Here is a 22763-nt window from a genome sequence, read left to right on the forward strand (position 1 = left end):
AAAACATGAGCAACCCGAGAGTCCCGCTGTCCGTCCTCGACCTGGCCCTGGTCGCCGAGGGCTCCACCGGCGTCCAGGCGATCCAGCGCGCGGTATCACTCGCGATCGACCTCGACGCGCTCGGCTACCAGCGCGTCTGGTACGCCGAGCACCACCTGGCGCCAGGCGTCGCCTCGGCCGCGCCGGCAGTCCTCGCGGCGGCGGTCGCCGCCCGCACCTCGCGGATCCGGGTCGGGTCCGGCGCGGTCCTGCTGTCGACGACGTCGCCGCTGGTCGCCGCCGAGCAGTTCGGCACGATCGCCGCGCTGCACCCCGGCCGGGTCGACCTGGGGCTCGGCAGGGCGTTCACCGTCCCGCCGTCGGGCCAGGGTGCGCCGGCCGCTTCGGCCCAGCCGCCGCGTCCGCCCGCCCCCGCCGTCCCGCGCCTGGTCGACGGGCTCTACGTGCCGCCCGCGCCGCCGAACGGGCTCAACGACCCCGCGCTGCGGGAGCGGCTCCTGGCCCAGCAGGAGGTGATCGGCGCCCACCGGAAGCCCGCCGGGTTCCGGGACGAGGTGGAACAGGTGCTCGCGCTGCGGCAGGGCACCTATCGCGACGGGGCCGGCAACGCGTACGGGAGCCCGCCCGTCGAGGGCGCCGCGTTCGACCTGTGGCTGCTCGCGTCGAGCGGCGGCGAGAGCGCCGTCGTGGCGGGCGAGCTGGGCCTGCCGCTCGCGGCCAACTTCCACGTCAGCCCCGCGACCGTCCTGGACACCGTGGCGGCCTACCGGGCCGCGTTCCGGCCGGGCGTCCTGGCCGAGCCGTACGTCGTGGTCTCGGCCGACGTCCTCGTCGCCCAGACCCTCGAACGGGCGCGCGTGCTCGCCGAGCCGTTCGCCGACTGGGTGCTGTCCATCCGCCGTGGCGAGCGCGGCGCCATGGCCTACCCGTCGCCGTCGGCCGCCATCGCGTGGACCGACCGGCCCGACGCCGAGCGCGCGCTGGTCGCCGACCGCGTCGACACCCGGATCGTCGGCGACCCGGCCACGGTCGTCGAACGCCTCGACACGCTCGCGCGCGTCACCGGCGCCGACGAGCTGCTCGTCACCACCGCCACCCACGACCCCGCCGAGACCCGCCGTTCGTTCGAGCTGCTGGCCGAGGCCTGGGGCATCACCGGCCGGGCCGACGTCGAGCGCGACGACGCTGACCAGCCCGACGCCGAGCGCGACGACGCGGCCGTCAGCGCGGCCTGACCGAGCGACCCGACCCCCGAACGCCGACCCGAAACCCCGTACTGGATCCCCGCACCGAAGGAGCACCACCATGCCCGTCGAGTTCCTCGGCATCGCCACCACCAGCGACGCCTCCGAGACGAACGAGCGCACCACCGCCGCCGTCGACCACGACTACCTGGTCCGCATCGCGCGCGCCCACCGGGACAACGGCTGGACCCGCGTCCTGTTCGCCTACGGCTCGTCCGGCCCGGAGCCGGCGGTGCTCGCCGCGCACGTCGCGGCGCACGTGCCGGACCTCGAGCTGCTGCTCGCGCACCGGCCCAACGTCTCCTACCCGACGTACGCGGCCAAGACGTTCGCGACCCTGGACCAGCTCTCGGGCGGCCGGCTCTCCGTGCACTTCATCTCGGGCGGCAACGACCACGAGCAGGGCCGCGAGGGCGACACCCTGACCAAGGACCAGCGGTACGCCCGCACCCGCGAGTACATCCAGATCGTGAAGCGGGCGTGGACCAGCGCCGAGCCGTTCGACCACCACGGCGAGTTCTACGACTTTGACGACTTCGTGCTGGACGCCAAGCCGCATCCCGGCCACGTGCCCACGATCTCGTTCGGCGGCTCGTCCGATGCCGCGTATCCGGTCGGCGCGGCCGAGGCCGACATCTACGCCGTCTGGGGCGAACCCCTGGACCGCACCGCGGAGCAGATCGCCCGCGTGCACGCCGAGGCGCGAGCGGCGGGCCGCACCACGCCGCCGCGGATCCACGCGGCGTTCCGGCCGATCATCGCGCCGACCGAGGAGCTCGCCTGGGCGAAGGCGCACGACGTCCTGGGCCGGATCGAGGCGCGCAAGGCCGCGCAGGGCGGCATCCTGAGCCGGCGGCACCCGATCGACAAGCCCGAGAACGCGGGATCGCAGCGCCTGCTGGAGATCGCCGCGCAGGGCGAGCGGTTCGACACGGCGCTCTGGACCGCCACCGCGAAGGCGACCGGCGGTGCGGGGAACTCCAACGCGCTGGTCGGCACGCCCGAGCAGGTCGCCGAGGCTCTGCTGGCGTACTACGACCTGGGCGTGCGCGTCATCTCGGCCCGCGGCTACGACCTGCTCGACGACGCGATCGACTTCGGCCGGTACGTCATCCCGCTGGTCAAGGAGGGGGTGGCCGAGCGCGACCGGGCTGCCGGGACCGCTGCCGGGGACTCCGCCGGGAACGCCGCCGAGACTGTGGCGGCCTGATGCGCTTCCAGGTCCTGGACATCGCGTTCAACCCGCCGCACCCCGTCACCGGCGAGCAGGTCCCGCCCGCCGACCGGCTGAACCGGATCGTCGACACCGCGGTCCTCGCCGAGGAGCTCGGGTTCGACTCGTTCGCGGTGGGGGAGCGGCACGCGGGCCCGGTGCTCTCGTCGGCGCCCACCGTCATCCTCGGGGCCATCGCGGCCCGCACGTCCCGCATCCTGCTGTCGACGGGCGTCACGGTGCTCTCCCTGCACGACCCGATCCGGCTCGCGGAGGACCTGTCGACCGTCGACCAGCTCAGCCGCGGCCGGCTGGAGATCGTCATCGGCAAGGGCAACGAGGACCTGCAGTACCCGTTGCTCGGCCTCGACATCGCGAAGCAGTACGAGTACCTGCGAGAGAACTACGAGCTGCTGCGGCTCCTGCTCTCCTCGGAGGACGTCACGTGGGAGGGCAGGCACCGCCACCGGCTGGAGCATGCGACCACGCTGCCGCGGCCGTTCGCCGGCCCGTTCCGCATCTGGCACGGCTCGGCGACGTCGCAGTTCGCCGTCGGCTTGGCCGCGGAGCACGGCGACCCGATAGTCAGCGCCAACGCGCTCCAGCCCCGGGAGAACTACGGCGTGCTCATCGACCGGTACCGCGAGCAGTACGCGGCCGCGGGGCACGACCCGGCCTACGGGTTCGTGGGCGCGGGGTCGGGCGGCCTGTTCCTGGCCGACACCACCGAGGAGGCGGTCGAGCAGTACCGGCCGATCTACGAAGGGCAGGTACGGCAGCAGGACGCGCGCAGGCACGCACCCGGCGCGATCGGCAAGGTGACCAGCTTTCGCACGCTCGAGGAGGCGGTGGAACGCGGCCCGGCGCTGGTGGGTTCCCCGGAACGGGTGGCCGAGAAGATCCTCGACTACCACTCCTCGTTCGGGCACGTGCTCCAGGCGGTCTCCGTGAACCACCTGCTCGCTCCCGCGCACCAGGAGGACGTGCTGCGCCGGTTCGCGGCCGAGGTGATCCCGCAGGTGCGGGCAGAGGTCAGGACCGACCTGTGGGGTCCGCGCGACGAGCGGCGGGCCGCGGGCTTCACCGCCGTCGACCTCCGGGAACCGCGCACGACCACGACCACGACGAAGACGGAGGCGAGGGTATGACCACGCACACGGATGAGTACACGAACGCGCACGCGGACGCCCTGGTGGTCGTCAGCGGCAACCCGCGGTCCGGCTCCCGCACGCTCGGGCTGGCCGAGGAGGTGGGCCGCCGGATCGCGGTCGAGCTGGGCCTGACCGCGACCGACCCGGTCGACCTGGCGCTGCTCGCCCCGGAGGTCCTCACCGGGTCGACGGCGGTGGCCGCCGCACGGGACCGGGTGGCGACGGCGCGCGTCGTCGTCGTCGCGACGCCGGTCTACAAGGCGTCGTACACGGGCCTGCTCAAGGCGTTCCTCGACGGTTACGGCCCGGACGCGCTCGCCGACGTCGTCGTCGTGCCCGTCGTGGTCTCCGCGAGCCCCGCGCACGCGCTGGCGGGCGAGGTGCACCTGCGGCCGGTGCTCGTCGAGCTCGGCGCCGTGGTGCCCGCGCGGACGTTCGCGGTGACCGAGGGCCAGCTCGCCGACGTCGGCCCGCTGCTCGACGCCTGGCTCGAGCGCTGGGCCGCGACGCTCGGCCGGGCCGTCCTCGCGCCGCTGCCGCACAGCGGATAACCGCCGGAGGGACAACCGTGCAGGCGACACGCCGGGACAATTCGCCCGAGTATCCGCGATTCCACCGGGTCCCCTCGCGCCCGACCATGGCAGGATGACGCCATGGCGCTCACGGCACAGGTCAAGGAGGAGCTCGCGCGGGTGAGGGTGGCGAAGACATCCTGCCGTAAGGCAGAGGTCTCCGCGACGCTGCGGTTCTCCGGCGGCCTCCACATCATCTCAGGTCGCGTGGTGATCGAGGCAGAGCTCGACACGGAGCATGCCGCGACCCGGCTGCGGCATGCCATCCACGACCTGTACGGGCACACGAGCGAGCTGATCGTGGTCCAGGCGGGCGGCCTGCGGAAGAGCTCGCGGTTCGTGGTGCGCGTGGTGCGCGAGGGGGAGTCGCTCGCCCGGCAGACGGGGCTCCTCGACGCCCGAGGCCGGCCCGTGCGCGGACTGGCGCCCGAGGTCGTCTCCGCGGGCGTGCAGGAGGCCGAGGCCGTGTGGCGCGGCGCCTTCCTGGCGCACGGCTCGCTGACGGAACCCGGCCGGTCCATGGCGCTCGAGATCACCAGTCCCGGGCCGGAGGCGGCGCTCGCGCTCGTCGGCGCGGCCCGCCGGCTGGGCGTCGCGGCCAAGTCCCGCGAGGTGCGCGGCATCGACCGCGTGGTCATCCGCGACGGCGACTCCATCGGCCGCATGCTGGAGCGCATCGGCGCGCCCGAGACCCTCAAGGTCTGGGAGGAGCGCCGCGAGCGCCGCGAGGTGCGCGGCACGGCCAACCGCCTGGCGAACTTCGACGACGCGAACCTGCGCCGCTCCGCGCGGGCTGCCGTCGCGGCGGGCGCGCGGGTCCAGCGGGCGTTCGAGATCCTGGGCGACGAGCTGCCGGAGCACCTGCGCCAGGCCGGTGAGCTGCGGCTCGCGCACAAGCAGGCGTCGCTCGAGGAACTGGGCAGGCTGGCCGAGCCGCAGCTGTCCAAGGACGCGGTGGCGGGCCGGATCCGCCGTCTGCTGTCGACCGCGGACAAGCGCGCGCTCGAGCTGGGCATCCCGGACACCGAGGCCGGGCTGCCCGCTGACCTGCTGGACCTCTGACTGTCAGACACCGCCGGACGTGTCAGACGTACAGGTCACCCGGGTGATCTGTACGTCTGACACGTCCGGCGGTGTCTGACGAGATACCCGGGTCTTGGGCCTTGACTGCCCGATCCGTCTTGTGAGAACTAACAGAACCCTGAGTTCCACACTGTCTGGGCTCGGGTCACGGTTCGGCCGGGTTCGGGTATAGGCTCGAAATCGTCAGGTGACGACGCCGTGACCATCGCGTTTCCCGTTCGGGTCGTCGCGGGGTCGCGGCGCCCGGATCACCCTGCAACGCACGCTCCGTCGGGCATCGACGGCAGTGGCGACAGATACAAGGAAACGTGTGCGCCGGGACGGCCGGCGCCCCCTGAGGAGGGCATTGTGACCATCCGCGTCGGCATCAACGGCTTCGGCCGTATCGGCAGGAACTTCTACCGGGCTCTCGTCGAGTCGGGTGCAGACATCGAGGTTGTCGGGGTCAACGACCTGACCGACAACAAGACGCTCGCGCACCTGCTCAAGTACGACACCGTCCTGGGCCGCTTCGGCAAGTCTGTCGACTTCGACGACGAGAACATCATCGTGGACGGCAAGAAGATCCGCGCCCTCGCCGAGCGCAACCCCGCCGACCTCCCCTGGGGCGAGCTGGGTGCGGACATCGTCATCGAGTCCACGGGCTTCTTCACGGACGCCACCAAGGCGAAGGCGCACATCGACGCCGGCGCCAAGAAGGTCATCATCTCGGCCCCGGCCAAGAACGAGGACGCCACGTTCGTCATGGGCGTCAACAACGAGCTGTACGACCCGGCCGCGCACCACATCATCTCGAACGCGTCGTGCACCACGAACTGCCTCGCCCCGCTGGCGAAGGCGCTGAACGACTCGATCGGTATCGAGCGTGGCCTCATGACCACGATCCACGCCTACACGGGTGACCAGAACCTGCAGGACGGCCCGCACGGCGACCTGCGTCGTGCCCGTGCGGCCGCGCAGAACATCGTCCCGACGACGACGGGTGCGGCCAAGGCCGTCGCCCTGGTGCTGCCGGAGCTCAAGGGCAAGCTGGACGGCTACGCCCTGCGCGTGCCGGTCATCACCGGCTCGGCCACGGACCTGACCTTCGAGGCCTCGCGCGAGGTCACGATCGACGAGGTCAACGCCGCCGTCAAGGCTGCCGCCGAGGGCCCGCTCAAGGGTGTCCTGGAGTACGTCGAGGACGAGATCGTCTCCTCGGACATCGTCACCAACCCGCACCAGAGCATCTACGACTCGAAGCTCACCAAGGTGATCGGCAACCAGGTCAAGGTCGTCGCCTGGTACGACAACGAGTGGGGCTACTCGAACAGCCTCGTCAACCTCACCGTGTTCGTCGGCGAGAAGCTCTGACCTTCCTCGCCCCAGCGTGAACTACGACGTCCGCGTGCGCATCGGCCTGCCGACGCACGCGGACGTCGTCGTGTCACGGACCCTTGACCGCCGGAACCTCAATCTGGAGTGCTCATGAAGACCATCGACTCCCTCGGCGACCTGCGCGGCAAGCGCGTCCTGGTCCGCTCCGACTTCAACGTGCCGCTCGACGGGACCACCATCACGGACGACGGCCGTATCCGCGCCGCCCTGCCGACGCTGAAGCGGCTGACGGACGCCGGCGCCCGCGTCGTCGTGCTGGCCCACCTCGGCCGCCCCAAGGGCACGCCGGACCCCCAGTACTCCCTCGCGCCCGTCGCCGCCCGCCTGGGCGAGCTGCTGGGCCAGGACGTCGCGCTCGCCGAGGACCTCGTCGGTGCGTCGGCGAAGGCCACGGTCGACGCCCTGGCCGACGGCCAGGTGGCCCTGCTGGAGAACGTCCGCTTCGACGCCCGCGAGACCTCCAAGGTCGACGCCGAGCGCGCCGAGCTCGCCGGTGAGCTCGCGCAGCTCGCGGACGCGTTCGTCTCCGACGGCTTCGGCGTCGTGCACCGCAAGCAGGCCTCCGTGTACGACGTCGCGCAGGTGCTGCCCGCCGCGGCCGGCGACCTGGTCCTGAACGAGGTCGAGTCGCTGTCGAAGGCGACCGGCGACCCGGAGCGGCCCTACGCCGTCGTGCTGGGCGGGTCCAAGGTGTCGGACAAGCTGGGCGTCATCGCGAACCTGCTGACCAAGGCGGACCGCCTGCTCATCGGCGGCGGCATGGTCTTCACCTTCCTCGCGGCCAAGGGCCTTTCGGTGGGCAACAGCCTGCTGGAGGATGACCAGATCGACGCCGTCAAGGGGTACATCGAGACCGCCGAGAAGAACGGCGTCGAGATCGTGCTGCCCGTCGACATCGTCGCGGCGGACTCGTTCGCCGCCGACGCGCCGCACCAGGTCGTCTCCGCGGACGCGATCCCGGACGGCACCATGGGCCTCGACATCGGCCCGGAGTCCGGCAAGCTGTTCGCCGCGAAGCTCGCCGACGCGAAGACCATCGCGTGGAACGGTCCCATGGGCGTCTTCGAGTTCGAGGCGTTCGCCGCGGGCACCAGCGCGGTGGCGCAGGGCATCATCGACGCGACGTCCGATGGCGCGTTCTCCATCGTGGGTGGCGGCGACTCGGCAGCGGCCGTGCGCGCGCTCGGCTTCGACGAGGCCGGCTTCAGCCACATCTCGACCGGCGGCGGCGCGAGCCTCGAGCTGCTGGAGGGCAAGGAGCTCCCGGGCCTCACGGTTCTCGCCGACTGACGCGCCCACCGACCTGCCGTACCCCCACAGAACTCAGAACGAAGGAAGAAAACACGTGGCTACCACCCGCACGCCGCTGATGGCGGGCAACTGGAAGATGAACCTGGACCACCAGCAGGCGATCAGCACGGTCCAGAAGCTCTCCTGGTCCCTGAAGGACGCCAAGCACGACTACAACGCGGTCGAGGTGGCGGTGCTCCCGCCGTTCACCGACCTGCGGTCGGTGCAGACGCTCGTGGACGGCGACAAGCTCGAGCTCGTCTACGGCGCCCAGGACATCTCCAAGCACGAGTCGGGCGCGTTCACCGGTGAGATCTCCGGCGCGATGCTCGCGAAGCTCGGCTGCACCTACGTGGCGATCGGGCACTCCGAGCGCCGCGAGCACCACGGCGAGTCCGACGACCTGATCAACGCCAAGGTGCGTGCCGCCTTCGCGCACGGCCTGACGCCGATCCTGTGCGTGGGCGAGGGCCTCGACGTCCGCAAGGCCGGCGACCAGGTCTCGTACACGCTCGCGCAGGTCGAGGCCGCGCTCGTCGACGTGCCCGCCGAGCAGATCGCGAAGATCGTCATCGCCTACGAGCCCGTGTGGGCCATCGGCACGGGCGAGGTCGCCACGCCGGAGGACGCGCAGGAGGTCTGCGGCGCGATCCGCCGCGTGCTCGGCGAGCTGTGCGACCCCGACATCGCCGCCGGCGTCCGCGTGCTCTACGGCGGCTCGGTGAAGTCCGGCAACGTCGCGCAGATCATGGCGCAGCCCGACGTCGACGGCGCGCTCGTGGGCGGGGCGAGCCTCGACCCCGAGGAGTTCGCGCGCATCGCCCGCTACCAGTCCCACGTCACCGCCTGAGACGACTCCGCTGGTCGAGCCTGACCCCGCTGGTCGAGCTGACCACCGCTGGTCGAGCCTGTCGAGACCTCTCTCGGCAGGCTCGACCAGCAACCGCGCCGCACACCAGCGCCAGAGCGAATGACACGTGCCGTTCCGAGACACTCCCGCAACCTCGCTGATGTACTCTCGCTCGGGCGTGATGTTCCGGGTGTGACTCCTGCTCAGGGCTCTGCTCAGGGTTCTATGAGACCTCAAAGAGGTTCTGAACAGGGGGTTCGCACTGTGAGGTGCGTCTCGCTTACTCTTGACCGATCCGCCGCCGGGAAAACGCCCCGGCACCACCTACAACCGAGGACGTGAACCCGTGGACGCGCTCCGCATCATCCTGGAAGTCCTGCTGGTCCTGACCAGTGGCTTCCTCACCATGCTCATCCTGCTCCACAAGGGCAAGGGTGGCGGACTGTCCGACATGTTCGGTGGCGGTATCTCGATGGGCGCCGGTTCCTCCGGTGTCGCCGAGCGGAACCTCAATCGCATCACCATCGCCTTCGCCCTCGTGTGGGCAGTGGTGATCGTCCTGCTCGGGCTCATCCAGAAGGTCAGCTGAACCGGTCGCCAAGCGCCTAGCAGCTGACGGCCACACACAGAGGGGACGACAGACGTGGCATCAGGCGGTCATGCGATTCGGGGGAGCCGGGTAGGCGCCGGCCCTCTCGGGGAGACGGAGCGGGGCGACACTGCGCCACGTATCCGAGTTTCTTACTGGTGTGCCAACGGGCACGAGACGGCACCGAGCTTCTCGGTGGGCGAGGACGTAGAGGCCCCCGCCCAGTGGGACTGCCCGCGTTGTGGTTTCCCCGCGGGGATGGACCCGGTCAACCCGCCGTCGCCCGTGCGGAACGAGCCGTACAAGACGCACCTCGCCTACGTGAAGGAGCGCCGGTCCGAAGAGGACGGCGCGGCCCTCCTGGAGGAGGCGCTGGAGGCGCTGCGGACCCGCCGTGGCGGCCGTGTAGCGCGCTAAGGCTTTTCAGCAGACGAACATCTGGCGAAGTAGAACTGTGGCGAGATAGAACTGGAGCGGGACAACCCATCGAGGTCGTCCCGCTCCAGCTCTGTCTCGCCACAGTTCTATCTGGCTGTAGTTCTACTTCGCCACGGTTCTACTTCGGCGGGGTGGTGGCGGCTGCTTCCGCGTCCAGGAGCCACAGCGTGCGGGCCTGGCCGACGGCGCCCGCCGCCGGCACCTCGGTCACCGGGCCGTCGGCCAGTGCGGCGGCCACCTGCTCCGCCTTCTCGGCCCCCGCCGCGACGATCCACACCTCGCGGGCGGACCGGATCGCGTCGAACGTGAGCGAGACACGCTCCGGCGGCGGCTTGGGCGAGGCGTGCACGCCCGTCGTCGTCCCCTGCGCGGCCAGGACCTCGTGACCGGGGAACAGGGAGGCGACGTGCCCGTCGGGCCCCATGCCGAGCAGCAGGACGTCGAACGCGGGGACCGCGACGGTCCCCTCGCCCGCGTGCTCGCGCAGGAGCTCGGCGTACGCCGCCGCGCCCTCCTCGGGCGTCGCCACCGACGTCGGCCCCGGCATGGGGTGGACGTTGGCGGCGGGGAGCCCGTGCTCGGCGACCAGGCCGTCGAGCAGGGCCCCCCGCGCCTGGGTCTCGTTGCGGTCCGGGTCGCCGTCCGGCAGGAACCGCTCGTCGCCCCACCAGAGGTGGACGCCCGACCAGTCGACGGCCGGCACGAGCGGGCTCGCGGCCACAGCCGCGAGCGTCGCGATGCCCACCGAACCACCCGTGAGCACGACGTGCACGGGGGAGCGGACCGACTGCACGTCGAGCACCCGCGTGAGCAGCCGAGCGGCCGCGGCCTGTGCGAGCACCTCCTTGTCGGGGTGCACGACGACGAGCCGCACCCCCGGCGCCTGCCTGGACGTCGACCCGGTCATCAGGCCGCCGTCCGCGTGGTGACCTGCTTCAGGCCGCGGATGAGGGTCTCCTCGAAGATCTCGTCCGGGTCGAGCCGGCGCAGCTCCTCGATGAGGGCCTCGTTCAGCGCCCGGATCGGCAGCGCGATCCGCCGCGCGGGCTTGCCCGGCTGCGTGATCGTGACGGTACGGCCGTCGGGCCGGTCCAGCACGATCGGCCCGCTCCTGCGCTCCAGGGTCACGCGCGTGATCGCGTCGTCGCTGCCGGTGCGCACCACCTCGGCCGGGCAGTTCAGCCGGGTCCCGAGCCAGGCGGCGAGCAGGTCGAGCGACGTGTGCCGCTTCTGCCCCTCGACCGTCACGGAGAGCACGGGCTCGAACGGCGGCTGCTCCACGGCGGCCGCGATGAGCGCCCGCCACAGCGTGACCCGCGCCCAGGCGAGGTCGGTGTCACCGGGTGCGTACGCCCCGGAGAGCGACTTGAGCAGGTCCGCGGGATTCTCCGCCGTGGTGCTGTCGATGATCCGGCGGGCCGCCATGGCGCCCACCGGGTCCTGCGACGGCACCGCGGGCGCCTCACGGGGCCACCAGGCCACGATCGGCGCGTCCGGCAGCAGGAGCGGCATCACGAGGGTGTCGGTCCGCTCCAGGAGCGGGCCGAAGGCGTGCAGCACCACCACCTCGGAGGCGCCCGCGTCACCGCCCACCCGGATCTGGGCGTCGAGCTGGGCGTCGGAACCAGGCTTCGACGGCGCGACGACGATGACCCGGCACGGGTGCTCCCGGCTCGCGTCGTTCGCTGCCGCCACCGACTCCTCGACGTCCTGCTCGTCGGCCAGCACCACGAGGGTGAGCACGCGGCCGAGGGCCACCGCGCCGCCCTCGTCGCGCAGGCGGACCAGACGCTTGTTGATCAGGTTGGTCGTGGTATCCGGCATGTCGATGATCATCAGGGACGCCTCCAGGTCCTGCCGTCGCGCTCCATCATGGCGTCGGCCGACGCCGGGCCCCAGGTGCCCGACGCGTACGGCTCGGGCGTGCCCTTGCGCGCCCAGTACGACGTGATCGGGTCGAGGATCTTCCAGGAGAGCTCGACCTCCTCGCGTGTCGGGAAGAGCGGCGGGTCGCCGAGCAGCACGTCCAGGATGAGCCGCTCGTAGGCCTCGGGGGAGGACTCAGTGAACGAGTGCCCGTACCCGAAGTCCATGGTCACGTCGCGCACCTGCATGGCGGTACCCGGCACCTTGGCGCCGAACCGCATGGTGACGCCCTCGTCGGGCTGCACGCGGATGACCAGGGCGTTGTTGCCGAGCTCGGACGTCAGCGACGACTCGAACGGCAGGTGCGGAGCCTTCTTGAACACCACCGCCACCTCGGTGACGCGGCGGCCGAGACGCTTGCCGTGGCGCAGGTAGAACGGGACGCCCGCCCAGCGGCGGTTGTCGACGTCGACCCGGACGGCGGCGAAGGTCTCCGTGGTGGAGTCCTTCGCGATGCCGTCCTCCTCGAGGAAGCCGGGCACCTGGTCGCCGCCCTGCCAGCCGGCCTCGTACTGGCCGCGGGCGGTGTGCTTGCCGAGGTCACGCGGCAGGCGCACGGACGAGAGCACCTTGATCTTCTCGGCGCGCAGCTCGGCGGCGTCGAAGTTCACGGGCTCCTCCATGGCCACCAGGGCCAGGAGCTGGATCAGGTGGTTCTGGATGACGTCGCGCGCGGCGCCGATCCCGTCGTAGTAACCCGCGCGGCCACCGATGCCGATGTCCTCGGCCATGGTGATCTGCACGTGGTCCACGTAGTTCGAGTTCCAGATGGGCTCGAACATCGTGTTCGCGAAGCGCAGCGCCAGCAGGTTCTGGACGGTCTCCTTGCCCAGGTAGTGGTCGATGCGGAACACCGACTCCGGGTCGAAGACCTTCGAGACCACGGCGTCGAGCTCCCGCGCGCTGGCCAGGTCGTGACCGAACGGCTTCTCGATCACCACCCGGCGCCAGGCGTCCACCCCGTCGCCGTCGGCGTCGTTGTCGGGGTGCGACAGACCGTGCTTCGAGAGCTGCTCGCACACCACCGGGAACGCCGAGGGCGGGACCGACAGGTAGAACGCGTGGTTGCCGCCCGTGCCGCGCTCCCGGTCGAGCGTCTCGACGGTCTCGCGAAGACGCTCGAACGCGGCGTCGTCGTCGAAGGAGCCCTGCACGAACCGGATGCCCTCGGCCAGCTGGCGCCACGTCGCCTCCCGGAACGGGGTGCGGGCGTGCTCCTTCACGGCGTCGTGCACCACCTGTGCGAAGTCCTGGTCCTCCCACTCGCGCCGGGCGAAGCCCGTGAGGGCGAAGCCCGGCGGCAGGAGGCCACGGTTGGCGAGGTCGTAGACGGCGGGCATGAGCTTCTTGCGCGCCAGGTCACCCGTCACGCCGAAGATCACGAGGCCGCTCGGCCCCGCGATGCGCGGCAGCCGCAGGTCGAGGGGGTCGCGCAGGGGGTTGATCCCCTGCGCGATCTTCGCCGGCCTCACCGGTCGCCGGCCCCTGCACCGGCGAGGCCGGTCTTGGTGGTCGTCAGGAGCTCGTCCCAGCTGACCTCGAACTTCGTCACGCCCTCGTCCTCCAGCTGTGCGGTTACCTCGTCGACGGAGATGCCCTGCGCCTCGATCGCCGCGATGACCGCGGCGGCCTGCTCGCCGGAACCGGTGACGGTGTCGGCGAGCACGATGCCGTGGTCGGCGAACGCGTCGAGCGTCTTCTCGGGCATGGTGTTGACCACGCCCGCCACGACGAGCTCGTCCACGTACATCGTGTCGCGGTAGCTCGGGTCCTTCACGCCGGTGGACGCCCACAGCGGACGCTGCGGCTGGGCACCGGCGGCCGCCAGGGCGGCCCACCGCCCTGTGCTGTCAGCGGAGAAGACGTCTTCATAGGCGGCGAAGGCCAGGCGGGCGTTCGCGATGGCGGCCTGGCCGCGCAGCGCGAGCGCCTCCTCCGTGCCGATCGCGTTCAGGCGCTTGTCGATCTCGGCGTCCACGCGGGACACGAAGAACGACGCGACCGAACCGATGACGGACAGGTCGTGGCCCGCCTCCTTGGCCTGCTCGAGACCGGCCAGGAACGCGTCCATCACCGCCCGGTAGCGTTCGATCGAGAAGATCAGCGTCACGTTCACGCTGATCCCCTTGGCCAGGGTGGACGTGATCGCGGGCAGACCCTCGACCGTGGCCGGGATCTTGATCATCACGTTCGGCCGGTCGACGGTCTCCCACAGGCGGACGGCGGTGGCCTCCGTCGCCGCCGTGTCGCGGGCCAGCCGCGGGTCCACCTCGATGGACACGCGGCCGTCCACGGCACCGGTGGCGTCGTAGACCGGACGCAGCAGGTCTGCCGCGTCGCGGACGTCGTCGGTGGTGATGCGCTCCACCGCCGCCTCGACGTCGCCGTTGTTGGGCGGCCCGGCCAGCTCGGCCAGGATGCCGTCGTACGCGTCGCCCTGCGCGAGGGCGGCGGCGAAGATCGTCGGGTTGGTCGTGACCCCGACGACGTTCTTGGTGCTGATGAGCTCGGCGAGGTTGCCGGTCCGCAGGCGCTCACGGGACAGGTCGTCCAGCCAGATGGCGACACCCGCCTCGGACAGCCGTTGGGTGGGACTGACGTTCTCGCCTGAGCTGTCGGTCGTGCTGTCGGTCATCATGCCCTTCCTCTCGTGTCCGTGTGATCCGTCAGCGGTTCAGGAAGCCGCTGCGATCGACTCCTTGGCGGCCTGGGCGACAGCCTCGGCCGTGATGCCGTACTCGGCGTAGAGCTTCTTGTAGTCGGCCGAGGCGCCGTAGTGCTCGAGCGAGACGATGCGGCCGGCGTCGCCGACCACCTCGCGCCAGCCCTGCGCCACGCCTGCCTCGACGGAGACACGTGCCTTCACACCGGACGGGATGACCGACTCGCGGTAGGAGTCGTCCTGCTTGTCGAACCACTCGCGCGAGGGCATGGAGACGACGCGGGCCTGTACGCCCTCGGCGGCGAGGATCGCGCGCGCCTCGACGGCGAGCTGCACCTCGGAGCCGGTGCCCACGAGGACGACGTCGGGCGTGCCGTCGGTGTCCAGGAGGGTGTAGCCGCCCTTGAGGGTGCCCTCGGCCGGGGCGAAGCCCTCGGTGCCGCGCGGGTAGGTGGGCACGTTCTGACGGGTCAGGACGATGCCTGCCGGGTTGTCGCGGTTCTCGAGGATGCCGCGCCAGGCCCAGGCGGTCTCGTTCGCGTCCGCGGGGCGGACGACGTCGAGGTTCGGGATGGCCCGCAGCGCCGCGAGGTGCTCGACCGGCTGGTGGGTCGGGCCGTCCTCGCCGAGGCCGATCGAGTCGTGCGTCCAGACGAACGTGGTGGGGATGCCCATCAGCGCCGCAAGGCGCACCGAGGCACGCATGTAGTCGGCGAACTGCAGGAACGTCCCGCCGTACGGGCGGGTCAGGCCGTGCAGCACGATGCCGTTGAGGATCGAGCCCATGCCGTGCTCGCGGATGCCGAAGTGCAGCGTGCGGCCGAACTCGTTGCCCGGGAACTTCTTGGTCGCGTGCTCGGCGGGCACGAAGGACGGCACGCCGTCCATCGTCGTGTTGTTGGAGCCCGCGAGGTCGGCGGAGCCGCCCCACAGCTCGGGCAGCACGTCCGCCAGGGCGGAGAGCACCTTGCCCGACGCCGCACGGGTCGCGACGCCCTTCTCGCTCGCCTCGAACTCGGGCAGCGAGGCCGTCCAGCCCTCGGGCAGCTCGTGGGCGCGCAGACGCGCCAGCAGGGCCGCCTGCTCCGGGTTGGCTTCCTTCCAGGCGGCGAACGCGGACTCCCACGCCTCGCGCTGGGTCGCCTGGCGCTGCGCGACGGAGCGCGTGTAGGACAGGACCTCGTCGTCGATGGCGAACGTCGCCTCGGGGTCGAGACCGAGCACGGACTTGAGGCCCTTGACCTCGTCGGCGCCCATGGCCGAGCCGTGGATGCCACCCGTGTTCTGCTTGGTCGGCGCGGGCCAGCCGATGATCGTGCGCAGCGCGATGATCGAGGGCTTGCCGGTCTCCGCCTTGGCGGCGTCGAGCGCGGCGGACAGCGCGTCGGTGTCCTCCGCGTAGCCCTCGCCGCCCGAGGTCCAGTCCACGCGCTGGGTGTGCCAGCCGTAGGCCTCGTAACGCTTCAGGACGTCCTCGGTGAACGCGATGTTCGTGTCGTCCTCGATCGAGATCTTGTTGTCGTCCCAGATCAGGATCAGGTTGCCGAGCTGCTGGTGGCCCGCGAGCGACGAGGCCTCCGAGGTCACACCCTCCTGCAGGTCGCCGTCGGACGCGATGACGTACACGTGGTGGTCGAACGGCGACTCACCGGGCGCGGCGGCGGGGTCGAGCAGACCGCGCTCGCGGCGGGAGGCCATCGCCATGCCGACGGCGGACGCGAGGCCCTGGCCCAGCGGGCCGGTCGTGATCTCGACGCCGGCGGTGTGGCGGTACTCCGGGTGGCCGGGGGTCTTGGAGCCCCAGGTGCGCAGTGCGGCGATGTCGTCCATCTCGAGGCCGTAGCCGGCGAGGAAGAGCTGGAGGTAGATCGTCAGCGACGAGTGGCCGGCGCTCAGCACGAACCGGTCGCGGCCCAGCCACTCGGGGTCGGACGGGTCGTGGCGCATGGCCTTCTGGAACAGGAGGTAGGCGGCCGGTGCGAGCGAGATCGCGGTTCCGGGATGTCCGTTGCCCACCTTCTCGACGGCGTCCGCAGCCAGTGCCTTGATGGCCTTGACCGCTCGCTCGTCGAGCTCCGACCACTCCAAGGGCTTCAGCACGGGGTCGAAAGCGTTCACGAGTCCTCTTTCTCTCCGCCGCCGACCCTGGCCCTGCCCGGAGAGCGGACGGGCCGGAGAGCCGCGCAGCGTGCGTGCGGCGGCGGCGGGATGCCGGCCGCCCTTCGTTCGATTGCGAAATCAACCCTATACGCGCACCCCAGCACCCGCGCAGGCCTGTCCACGTCCTGTGGATCACAGGACCGGGGACAAATGTCACACGGCCGTGCGGGAATGCGGTGCGCGGCCACGTCAGGCCGCGACGTACGATGGGCACGCACCCGTGAGGCGACGCTGCCGGCAGCACTGCCACCAGCACCGCCACCAGGTGCGTCATCGATCCAGGACTCTTCCCGAAGACACTCCCGAACGGAACTGCGACGCGCGTGAGAACGAGCCACACGACGACCGGCCAGACCGCGCGTCCCCAGAACTCCGGCACCGAGCAGCCCGAGATCGAGGAGTCCGCCGCCGACGTCGGGCCGCGCCCCGGGGGATGGTTCCTGAGCCGGGCCGGCGCCTACGTGGCGCTGACGAAGCCGCGCGTCATCGAGCTGCTGCTCGTGACGACGGTGCCGACCATGATCCTGGCGAACGACGGCATGCCGAGCTTCTGGCTGATCCTCACCACCCTCATCGGCGGCGCCGGCGCCGCCGGGAGCGCCAACGCGTTCAACATGTGGTGGGACCGGGACATCGACCAGGTCATGAACCGGACCAAGAAGCGTCCGATGGCCACCGGTGAGATCACGCCGCGTGCTGGTCTGGTGTTCGCCTCGATCCTCGGTCTGCTGTCGCTGACGTGGTTCGCGCTGGTCATCAACTGGGCGGCGATGTGGCTCACGCTGGCCGCGATCGCCATCTACGTCGTCGGCTACACGATGATCCTCAAGCGCCGCACCCCGCAGAACATCGTGTGGGGCGGCATCGCCGGCTGCATGCCCGTCTTCATCGGCTGGGCGTCGGTGACCGGCGAGCTGAGCTGGGCCGCGCTGGCGCTGTTCGGCATCATCTTCTTCTGGACGCCGCCGCACTACTGGCCGCTGTCGATCAAGTTCAAGAAGGACTACGCGAACGCGAACGTCCCGATGCTGCCGGTCGTCAGCGACGACAAGCGCGTGGCCGCCGAGATGGTGGGCTACACGCTCGCGATGATCGCCTGCTCGCTCCTGCTGACGCCGCTCGCGGGCATGTCGTGGGTGTACACCGTGGTGGCAGCGGGGCTCGGCGCGTGGTTCCTCTGGGCGACCATCGCCATGCTGCGCAGGGCGCAGGGCAAGGCGAGCGGCAAGCTCGGCGCCATGAAGGTGTTCCACGCGTCGATCACGTACCTGTCGCTGCTCTTCGTGGCCGTCGCGGTGGACGTCTTCCTGCCGTTCTGACGCGCTTTGTCCGCTGCTGTGTCAAGGCGGTCTTCTGTTCATATTGTTCGCGCCCATGTAGTGGTTCATGATTCGGCCCGTGTCGGTGTCCGCGCCTAGGCTGAGGGTGTGACCGAGACCCCAGCCGACCGAACCACCACCCTTGCCGATCAGGCTTCCCAGCAGTCCGGGAGCTACTCCGCGGGCCTGCCGACGTCGTCGTCCGCCGTTCCCGAGGTAGACCTGGCTCCCCGCCGGGCGGCCCGCGAGAAGTCCCGCGTGGCCCCCGACTACGCGCGTGCCTGGCTCCTGCTGTCCGCGATGCGGACCGAGCTCTTCGACAAGGCGCAGCTCTCCCGGGCGGACCAGGTGATCCTCGACTGCGAGGACGCCATCGACGACTCGTTGAAGGACGAGGCGCGCGAGAACGTCATCCGGTGGATCAAGAACGGTGGCAGCGCCTGGGTCCGGATCAACGACCGTCAGGCGTCGTCGTGGGCCGACGACGTCGCGCACCTGCGTGGCCTCAAGGGGCTCAACGGCGTCATGCTCGCCAAGACGGAGAGCGCCGACGACGTCATCGACACCGCGCAGCGCCTCGGCGGCGACGTGCCGGTCATCCCGCTCGTCGAGTCGGCGCTCGGCATCGAGGAGGCCGTCAACATCGCCCGGGCCCGCGGCGCCTTCCGCCTCGCGTTCGGCTCCGGCGACTACCGCCGCGACACCGGCACCGCCAACGAGCCCATGGCCATGGCGTACCCGCGCACGCGCCTCGTGGTCGCCAGCCGCATCGGCGGCCTGCCCGGCCCCGTCGACGGCCCCACGGTCGGCTCGTCGCACGCGCTGCTCCGCGAGCAGTCCGCCGACGCCGTCATCCTGGGCATGACCGGCAAGCTCTGCCTGGACTTCGAGCAGCCGGCGGTCATCAACGAGTCCTTCGCGCCGACGTCGTCGGACGTGGCCTGGGCCGTCGACTTCTTCGCCGAGTTCGAGGCCGCGGGCTCCGTCATCCGCGACGGGAGCGACAAGCCGCGCCTCGCCCGCGCACAGGTGATCCGCTCGCGCGCCGAGCTGTTCGGGATCAACCCCTCCTGACGCGGGAGCAACCTCGCACAGCGGTCACCCGGCGTGGCCTGCCCGAACGGCAGGCCACGCTCGGCATGATGGGGCGGTGTCAACCGCCCAGGCCCACCTGCAGACCCTCCGTGAGCCCGCACCGGGTCCGGACGTCAGCGCCCGGCTCGACCGCGCCCTGCAGGACTACCTCGCGCACCTGAGCGTGGAGCGCGGCCTCTCGGCCAACACCGTCGCCGCGTACCGCCGTGACCTCGTGCGCTACCTGGCGTTCCTCGCGACGTCCGGCCGGCCCGGCCTCGGCGACGTCACGGAGGCCGACGTCACCAGCTTCGTCGAGGCGGTGCGCCAGGGGACCGACGGCGGCCGCCCGCTGTCGGCGTCGTCCACCGCGCGTGCCCTGGCCGCCGTGCGCGGCTGGCACCGGTTCGCGCAGGCCGAGGGCATGGCGGTGGTCGACCCGTCCGCCGAGGTGCGGGCCCCCACCCAGCTGCGCCGGCTGCCGCACGCGCTGTCCGTCGACGACGTCGCCGCCCTGCTCGACGCCGCGGGCGCCGGCGAGGGGCCGCTGCCCCTGCGCGACCGGGCGCTGCTGGAGCTGCTGTACGCGACGGGCGCCCGGATCTCCGAGATCGTGGGGCTCGACGTCGACGGCGTCAGCGACCGGACCGCCGTCCGGCTGCTCGGCAAGGGCGCGAAGGAGCGCGCGGTGCCCGTCGGCTCGTTCGCGCGGGACGCGCTCGAGGGCTACCTGGTCCGGTCGCGCCCGGCGCTGGCCGCCGCGGGCCGGGGCACGCCCGCGCTGTTCCTCAACACGCGCGGCGCCCGCATGTCGCGGCAGACCGCCTGGGCCGCGCTGCAGGCCGCCGCGGCGCGGGCGGGCCTCAAGGAGCACGTGTCGCCGCACACGCTGCGGCACTCGTTCGCCACCCACCTCCTGTCGGGCGGGGCGGACGTCCGGGTGGTCCAGGAGCTGCTGGGGCACGCGTCGGTCACGACGACGCAGATCTACACGATGGTCACTCCCGACGCGCTGCGCGAGGTCTACGCGGCGGCACACCCCCGCGCGAGGTAGCGGCCCGACGGCCGAACGACGCCACGCCGAGGCTTTCGCGGAGCGGCGCCCACACTCTGGTATAGCGTGGCGGGCGTGAGCGAGGCACCCAGCCAGGAGGGAGCGAACACGATGACCGACATGCTTCTCGGCAAGACGGTCGTCGGCGCACCCACGGACTCGGACATCGTGCGCGACGTCGTCGGACGCGTCATGCCGGAGCTCCCGGAGCCGGCACCGCTGACGAGCCACGGTCCGGCGCGCATCATCGCGATGTGCAACCAGAAGGGCGGGGTCGGCAAGACGACCACCACCATCAACCTCGGCGCGTGTCTCGCGGAGTACGGCCGCAAGGTGCTCCTGGTGGACTTCGACCCGCAGGGGGCCGCGTCCGTAGGCATCGGCGTCAACCCGCACGAGCTCGACCTGACCGTCTACAACCTGCTCATGGAGCGGGACGTGGACATCAACGACGTGATCATCTCGTCGGGGATCGAGAACCTCGACGTGCTGCCGGCGAACATCGACCTGTCCGCCGCGGAGGTGCAGCTCGTGGGTGAGGTCGCCCGTGAGTCCGTGCTGTCCCGCGCGCTGCGTCCGGTGCTCGACGACTACGACGTGATCCTCATCGACTGCCAGCCGAGCCTCGGCCTGCTCACCGTGAACGCGCTGACCGCGGCGCACGGCGTGCTGATCCCGCTGGAGTGCGAGTTCTTCGCGCTGCGCGGCGTCGCGCTGCTGGTGGAGACCATCGAGAAGGTGCGGGACCGGCTCAACCCCGCCCTGGAGATCGACGGTATCCTCCCGACCATGTACGACTCGCGCACCCTGCACTCCCGCGAGGTCGTGGCGCGCGTGTACGAGGCCTTCGGCGACACGCTGCTCCACTCGATCATCGGGCGCACCGTGAAGTTCCCGGACGCCACGGTCGCCGCCGAGCCGATCACCGACTACGCCCCGGGACACCCGGGCGCTGCCGCGTACCGTCAGCTCGCCCGGGAGCTCGTGGCCCGTGGCGATGCTGCCTGAGGCGGCGGTGGAACGGTCCGACGTGCTGGAGTCCGACGTCCTGGAGGCGGAGGCTGACGTCGCCGCCGGGCCGGACGCCGTCGGCGCAGAACCGGACGCCGTCGTCGCAGAACCGGACCAGGCTCCCGTCGACGAGCGCCGCGGCTCTCGGACCTTCCAGGTCCACCTGCACAACTTCGAGGGCCCGTTCGACCTGCTGCTCTCGCTGATCGCGAAGCACAAGATGGACGTCACCGAGGTGGCGCTCGCCGTCGTGACCGACGAGTTCGTCGCGCACATCCGCGAGGCGGAGCGGGCCTCCCGCGAGGCCGCCGCGCGCGGCGAGGAGCACGCGTCCTGGGACCTCGGCGTGGCCAGCGAGTTCCTCGTGATCGCGGCGACGCTGCTCGACCTCAAGGCCGCCCGCCTGCTGCCCGGCGTCGTCGACGAGGACGCCGAGGACCTCGAGCTGCTCGAGGCCCGCGACCTGCTGTTCGCGAGGCTCCTGCAGTACCGGGCGTACAAGGAGGTCTCGAAGGTCATCGCGGAGCAGATGGCGTCGGCCGGACGCCGCGTGCCGCGCCTGGCGCCGCTCGAGCCGCACCTCGCGGCGATCCTGCCGGAGCTGGTCTGGGACACGACGGGGGAGCAGCTCGCCGAGCTGGCCGCCCGGGTGCTCGCCCCGAAGCCGCCGCCCGTGGTGGGCCTGGCCCACCTGCACGGCTCCGCGGTGAGCGTGCGCGAGGAGGCGGGCGTCATCGTGCAGCGCCTGCGCAGCGAGCACTCGCTGACGTTCCGGTCGCTGACGGCGGGTACGGAGCGCCTCGTGACGGTCGCCCGGTTCCTGGCGCTGCTGGAGCTGTTCCGCGACTCCCTGGTCTCGTTCGAGCAGGTCAGCCCGCTGGGGGAGCTCACGGTGCGCTGGACCGCCGGGCCGGACGACGGCGAGAAGTACCTCGATCCGCAGGCGGGGCCGAGCGAGTTCGACGAGGGTGACCTGGTGGTGGGGGAGTCGGCCGACCCCGAACAAGCCAACCTCGAACAAGCCAGCCCCGAACAAGCCAACCCTGAAGATGCAGAGACCGCGGAGCCCGGAACGGAGGCGACAACAGCATGACCGTCGAAGAGCAGGCCCCGGAGGCCGTGCAGGTGGACGCCCCGGCCGAGGGCCCGACGCAGGACGAGCTGGCCTTCGTCGACGTGCACACGCTCCCGGGCGGTGCGCACGCGGCGGTCGAGGCGGTGCTCATGGTGGCCGACGCGCCGATCGGGGCGGACCGCATCGCCGCCGCGCTGAACCTGCCGCAGCACGAGACCGACGACATCCTGCACGAGCTGGCCGACGAGTACGCGGGCCACCTCGGCTCCCGTCCGCGCGGTTTCGAGCTGCGCCGGACCGTGGACGGCTGGCGGATCTACTCGTCGGCGGCGCACGCGGACCCTGTCGGACGCTTCGTGCTGGACGGCCAGTCGTCCAAGCTGAGCCAGGCCGCGCTGGAGACGCTGGCGGTGGTCGCCTACCGTCAGCCGGTGACGCGTGGCCAGGTCAGCGCGGTGCGCGGGGTCAACGTGGACGGCGTCGTGCGGACGCTGCTGACGCGCGGGCTGATCGCCGAGATCGGTCAGGATCCGAGCTCGGGTGCTGTTCTGTTCGGAACCACGGGATACTTCTTGGAGCGGATGGACTTCTCGTCGCTCGACGAGCTGCCTCCGCTGGCTCCGCACCTGCCAGACCTCGACACGTTCGAGGGCCTCGACGGGCTGGACTCCTAGC

The 22763-nt window shown here is 71.4% G+C and carries 21 protein-coding genes; 16 read left to right on the forward strand and 5 right to left on the reverse strand.

Annotation, left to right across the window (positions count from 1 at the left end; all coding sequences use genetic code 11):
• Positions 1 to 5: 5 nt before the first annotated feature.
• The 10 genes from ACNYC2_RS09600 to ACNYC2_RS09645 all read left to right on the forward strand — a co-directional run bounded on the left by ACNYC2_RS09600 (position 6) and on the right by ACNYC2_RS09645 (position 9786).
• Positions 6 to 1235, forward strand: coding sequence for an LLM class flavin-dependent oxidoreductase (locus ACNYC2_RS09600; protein ID WP_419706787.1), 1230 nt, complete (start codon positions 6 to 8; stop codon positions 1233 to 1235).
• A 70-nt stretch (positions 1236 to 1305) separates the two neighbouring features.
• Complete coding sequence (locus ACNYC2_RS09605) at positions 1306 to 2454, forward strand: LLM class flavin-dependent oxidoreductase (RefSeq protein ID WP_419706788.1); 1149 nt, start codon at positions 1306 to 1308, stop codon at positions 2452 to 2454.
• Positions 2454 to 3605, forward strand: coding sequence for an LLM class flavin-dependent oxidoreductase (locus ACNYC2_RS09610; RefSeq protein ID WP_419706789.1), 1152 nt, complete (start codon positions 2454 to 2456; stop codon positions 3603 to 3605). The genes ACNYC2_RS09605 and ACNYC2_RS09610 overlap by 1 nt, the downstream gene beginning before the upstream one ends.
• Positions 3602 to 4159, forward strand: a complete 558-nt coding sequence (locus tag ACNYC2_RS09615) for an NADPH-dependent FMN reductase (protein ID WP_419706790.1) — start codon at positions 3602 to 3604, stop codon at positions 4157 to 4159. Before ACNYC2_RS09610 ends, ACNYC2_RS09615 begins: the two co-directional genes overlap by 4 nt.
• A 102-nt stretch (positions 4160 to 4261) precedes the next feature.
• Positions 4262 to 5242, forward strand: coding sequence for a DNA-binding protein WhiA (gene whiA / locus ACNYC2_RS09620; RefSeq protein ID WP_116675604.1), 981 nt, complete (start codon positions 4262 to 4264; stop codon positions 5240 to 5242).
• A 369-nt stretch (positions 5243 to 5611) separates the two neighbouring features.
• The gene (gene gap / locus ACNYC2_RS09625) at positions 5612 to 6616 is read left to right on the forward strand and encodes a type I glyceraldehyde-3-phosphate dehydrogenase (RefSeq protein WP_357510309.1); all 1005 of its coding nucleotides are present in this window, start codon (positions 5612 to 5614) and stop codon (positions 6614 to 6616) included.
• 114 nt (positions 6617 to 6730) lie between these two features.
• Positions 6731 to 7930 carry a phosphoglycerate kinase gene (locus tag ACNYC2_RS09630; protein ID WP_419706791.1) on the forward strand — a complete coding sequence of 400 codons (1200 nt, stop codon included), beginning with the start codon at positions 6731 to 6733 and terminating at the stop codon, positions 7928 to 7930.
• A 79-nt stretch (positions 7931 to 8009) separates the two neighbouring features.
• Positions 8010 to 8780: a triose-phosphate isomerase gene (gene tpiA, locus ACNYC2_RS09635; protein ID WP_419707807.1), complete on the forward strand. Its 771-nt coding sequence runs from the start codon at positions 8010 to 8012 to the stop codon at positions 8778 to 8780.
• Between the two features lie 346 nt (positions 8781 to 9126).
• On the forward strand, positions 9127 to 9369 hold the full coding sequence (gene secG / locus ACNYC2_RS09640; RefSeq protein ID WP_020014806.1) for a preprotein translocase subunit SecG: 243 nt from the start codon (positions 9127 to 9129) through the stop codon (positions 9367 to 9369).
• 54 nt (positions 9370 to 9423) lie between these two features.
• A complete protein-coding gene (locus ACNYC2_RS09645; RefSeq protein WP_116675600.1) occupies positions 9424 to 9786 on the forward strand; it encodes an RNA polymerase-binding protein RbpA in 363 nt (120 codons plus the stop codon).
• 139 nt (positions 9787 to 9925) lie between these two features.
• On the opposite strand, the gene pgl is transcribed toward ACNYC2_RS09645, so the two are convergent.
• The 5 genes from pgl to tkt are packed head-to-tail and all read right to left on the reverse strand — an operon-like array spanning position 9926 to position 16513.
• The gene (gene pgl, locus ACNYC2_RS09650; RefSeq protein WP_419706792.1) at positions 9926 to 10714 is read right to left on the reverse strand and encodes a 6-phosphogluconolactonase; all 789 of its coding nucleotides are present in this window, start codon (positions 10712 to 10714) and stop codon (positions 9926 to 9928) included.
• Complete coding sequence (gene opcA, locus ACNYC2_RS09655) at positions 10714 to 11643, reverse strand: glucose-6-phosphate dehydrogenase assembly protein OpcA (protein ID WP_419706793.1); 930 nt, start codon at positions 11641 to 11643, stop codon at positions 10714 to 10716. The genes pgl and opcA overlap by 1 nt, the downstream gene beginning before the upstream one ends.
• Positions 11643 to 13205: a glucose-6-phosphate dehydrogenase gene (zwf, locus tag ACNYC2_RS09660; RefSeq protein ID WP_419706794.1), complete on the reverse strand. Its 1563-nt coding sequence runs from the start codon at positions 13203 to 13205 to the stop codon at positions 11643 to 11645. The genes opcA and zwf overlap by 1 nt, the downstream gene beginning before the upstream one ends.
• Complete coding sequence (gene tal / locus ACNYC2_RS09665) at positions 13202 to 14368, reverse strand: transaldolase (RefSeq protein ID WP_419707808.1); 1167 nt, start codon at positions 14366 to 14368, stop codon at positions 13202 to 13204. Before tal ends, zwf begins: the two co-directional genes overlap by 4 nt.
• Before the next feature lie 39 nt (positions 14369 to 14407).
• A complete protein-coding gene (gene tkt, locus ACNYC2_RS09670; protein WP_419706795.1) occupies positions 14408 to 16513 on the reverse strand; it encodes a transketolase in 2106 nt (701 codons plus the stop codon).
• Positions 16514 to 16878: 365 nt separating this feature from the next.
• On the opposite strand from tkt, the gene ACNYC2_RS09675 reads away from it, so the two are divergent.
• From ACNYC2_RS09675 to scpB, 6 genes are all read left to right on the forward strand, one after another.
• Entirely contained in the window at positions 16879 to 17874 is a 996-nt protein-coding gene (locus ACNYC2_RS09675) for a heme o synthase (RefSeq protein WP_419706796.1), read from the forward strand.
• Between the two features lie 222 nt (positions 17875 to 18096).
• Complete coding sequence (locus tag ACNYC2_RS09680; RefSeq protein WP_357510340.1) at positions 18097 to 18948, forward strand: HpcH/HpaI aldolase/citrate lyase family protein; 852 nt, start codon at positions 18097 to 18099, stop codon at positions 18946 to 18948.
• A gap of 97 nt (positions 18949 to 19045) precedes the next feature.
• Positions 19046 to 20002: a site-specific tyrosine recombinase XerD gene (gene xerD, locus ACNYC2_RS09685; protein WP_419707809.1), complete on the forward strand. Its 957-nt coding sequence runs from the start codon at positions 19046 to 19048 to the stop codon at positions 20000 to 20002.
• 120 nt (positions 20003 to 20122) lie between these two features.
• Positions 20123 to 21010: a ParA family protein gene (locus ACNYC2_RS09690; RefSeq protein WP_419707810.1), complete on the forward strand. Its 888-nt coding sequence runs from the start codon at positions 20123 to 20125 to the stop codon at positions 21008 to 21010.
• Positions 20994 to 22106, forward strand: a complete 1113-nt coding sequence (locus ACNYC2_RS09695) for a segregation and condensation protein A (protein WP_419706797.1) — start codon at positions 20994 to 20996, stop codon at positions 22104 to 22106. The genes ACNYC2_RS09690 and ACNYC2_RS09695 overlap by 17 nt, the downstream gene beginning before the upstream one ends.
• Positions 22103 to 22762, forward strand: coding sequence for an SMC-Scp complex subunit ScpB (gene scpB, locus ACNYC2_RS09700; protein ID WP_419706798.1), 660 nt, complete (start codon positions 22103 to 22105; stop codon positions 22760 to 22762). Before ACNYC2_RS09695 ends, scpB begins: the two co-directional genes overlap by 4 nt.
• Position 22763: the final 1 nt, after the last annotated feature.

It is taken from the genome of Promicromonospora sp. NFX87, assembly GCF_048564965.1.
GTDB lineage: Bacteria > Actinomycetota > Actinomycetes > Actinomycetales > Cellulomonadaceae > Promicromonospora.

Bases quoted from the DNA above. Each gene is read 5' to 3' on its own strand.
- ACNYC2_RS09600 (WP_419706787.1), top strand. From the start codon at position 6: ATGAGCAACCCGAGAGTCCCGCTGTCCGTCCTCGACCTGGCCCTGGTC.
- ACNYC2_RS09605 (WP_419706788.1), top strand. From the start codon at position 1,306: ATGCCCGTCGAGTTCCTCGGCATCGCCACCACCAGCGACGCCTCCGAG.
- ACNYC2_RS09610 (WP_419706789.1), top strand. From the start codon at position 2,454: ATGCGCTTCCAGGTCCTGGACATCGCGTTCAACCCGCCGCACCCCGTC.
- ACNYC2_RS09615 (WP_419706790.1), top strand. From the start codon at position 3,602: ATGACCACGCACACGGATGAGTACACGAACGCGCACGCGGACGCCCTG.
- whiA (WP_116675604.1), top strand. From the start codon at position 4,262: ATGGCGCTCACGGCACAGGTCAAGGAGGAGCTCGCGCGGGTGAGGGTG.
- ACNYC2_RS09630 (WP_419706791.1), top strand. From the start codon at position 6,731: ATGAAGACCATCGACTCCCTCGGCGACCTGCGCGGCAAGCGCGTCCTG.
- tpiA (WP_419707807.1), top strand. From the start codon at position 8,010: ATGGCGGGCAACTGGAAGATGAACCTGGACCACCAGCAGGCGATCAGC.
- pgl (WP_419706792.1), bottom strand. From the start codon at position 10,714: ATGACCGGGTCGACGTCCAGGCAGGCGCCGGGGGTGCGGCTCGTCGTC.
- opcA (WP_419706793.1), bottom strand. From the start codon at position 11,643: ATGATCATCGACATGCCGGATACCACGACCAACCTGATCAACAAGCGT.
- tal (WP_419707808.1), bottom strand. From the start codon at position 14,368: ATGACCGACAGCACGACCGACAGCTCAGGCGAGAACGTCAGTCCCACC.
- ACNYC2_RS09690 (WP_419707810.1), top strand. From the start codon at position 20,123: ATGCTTCTCGGCAAGACGGTCGTCGGCGCACCCACGGACTCGGACATC.
- scpB (WP_419706798.1), top strand. From the start codon at position 22,103: ATGACCGTCGAAGAGCAGGCCCCGGAGGCCGTGCAGGTGGACGCCCCG.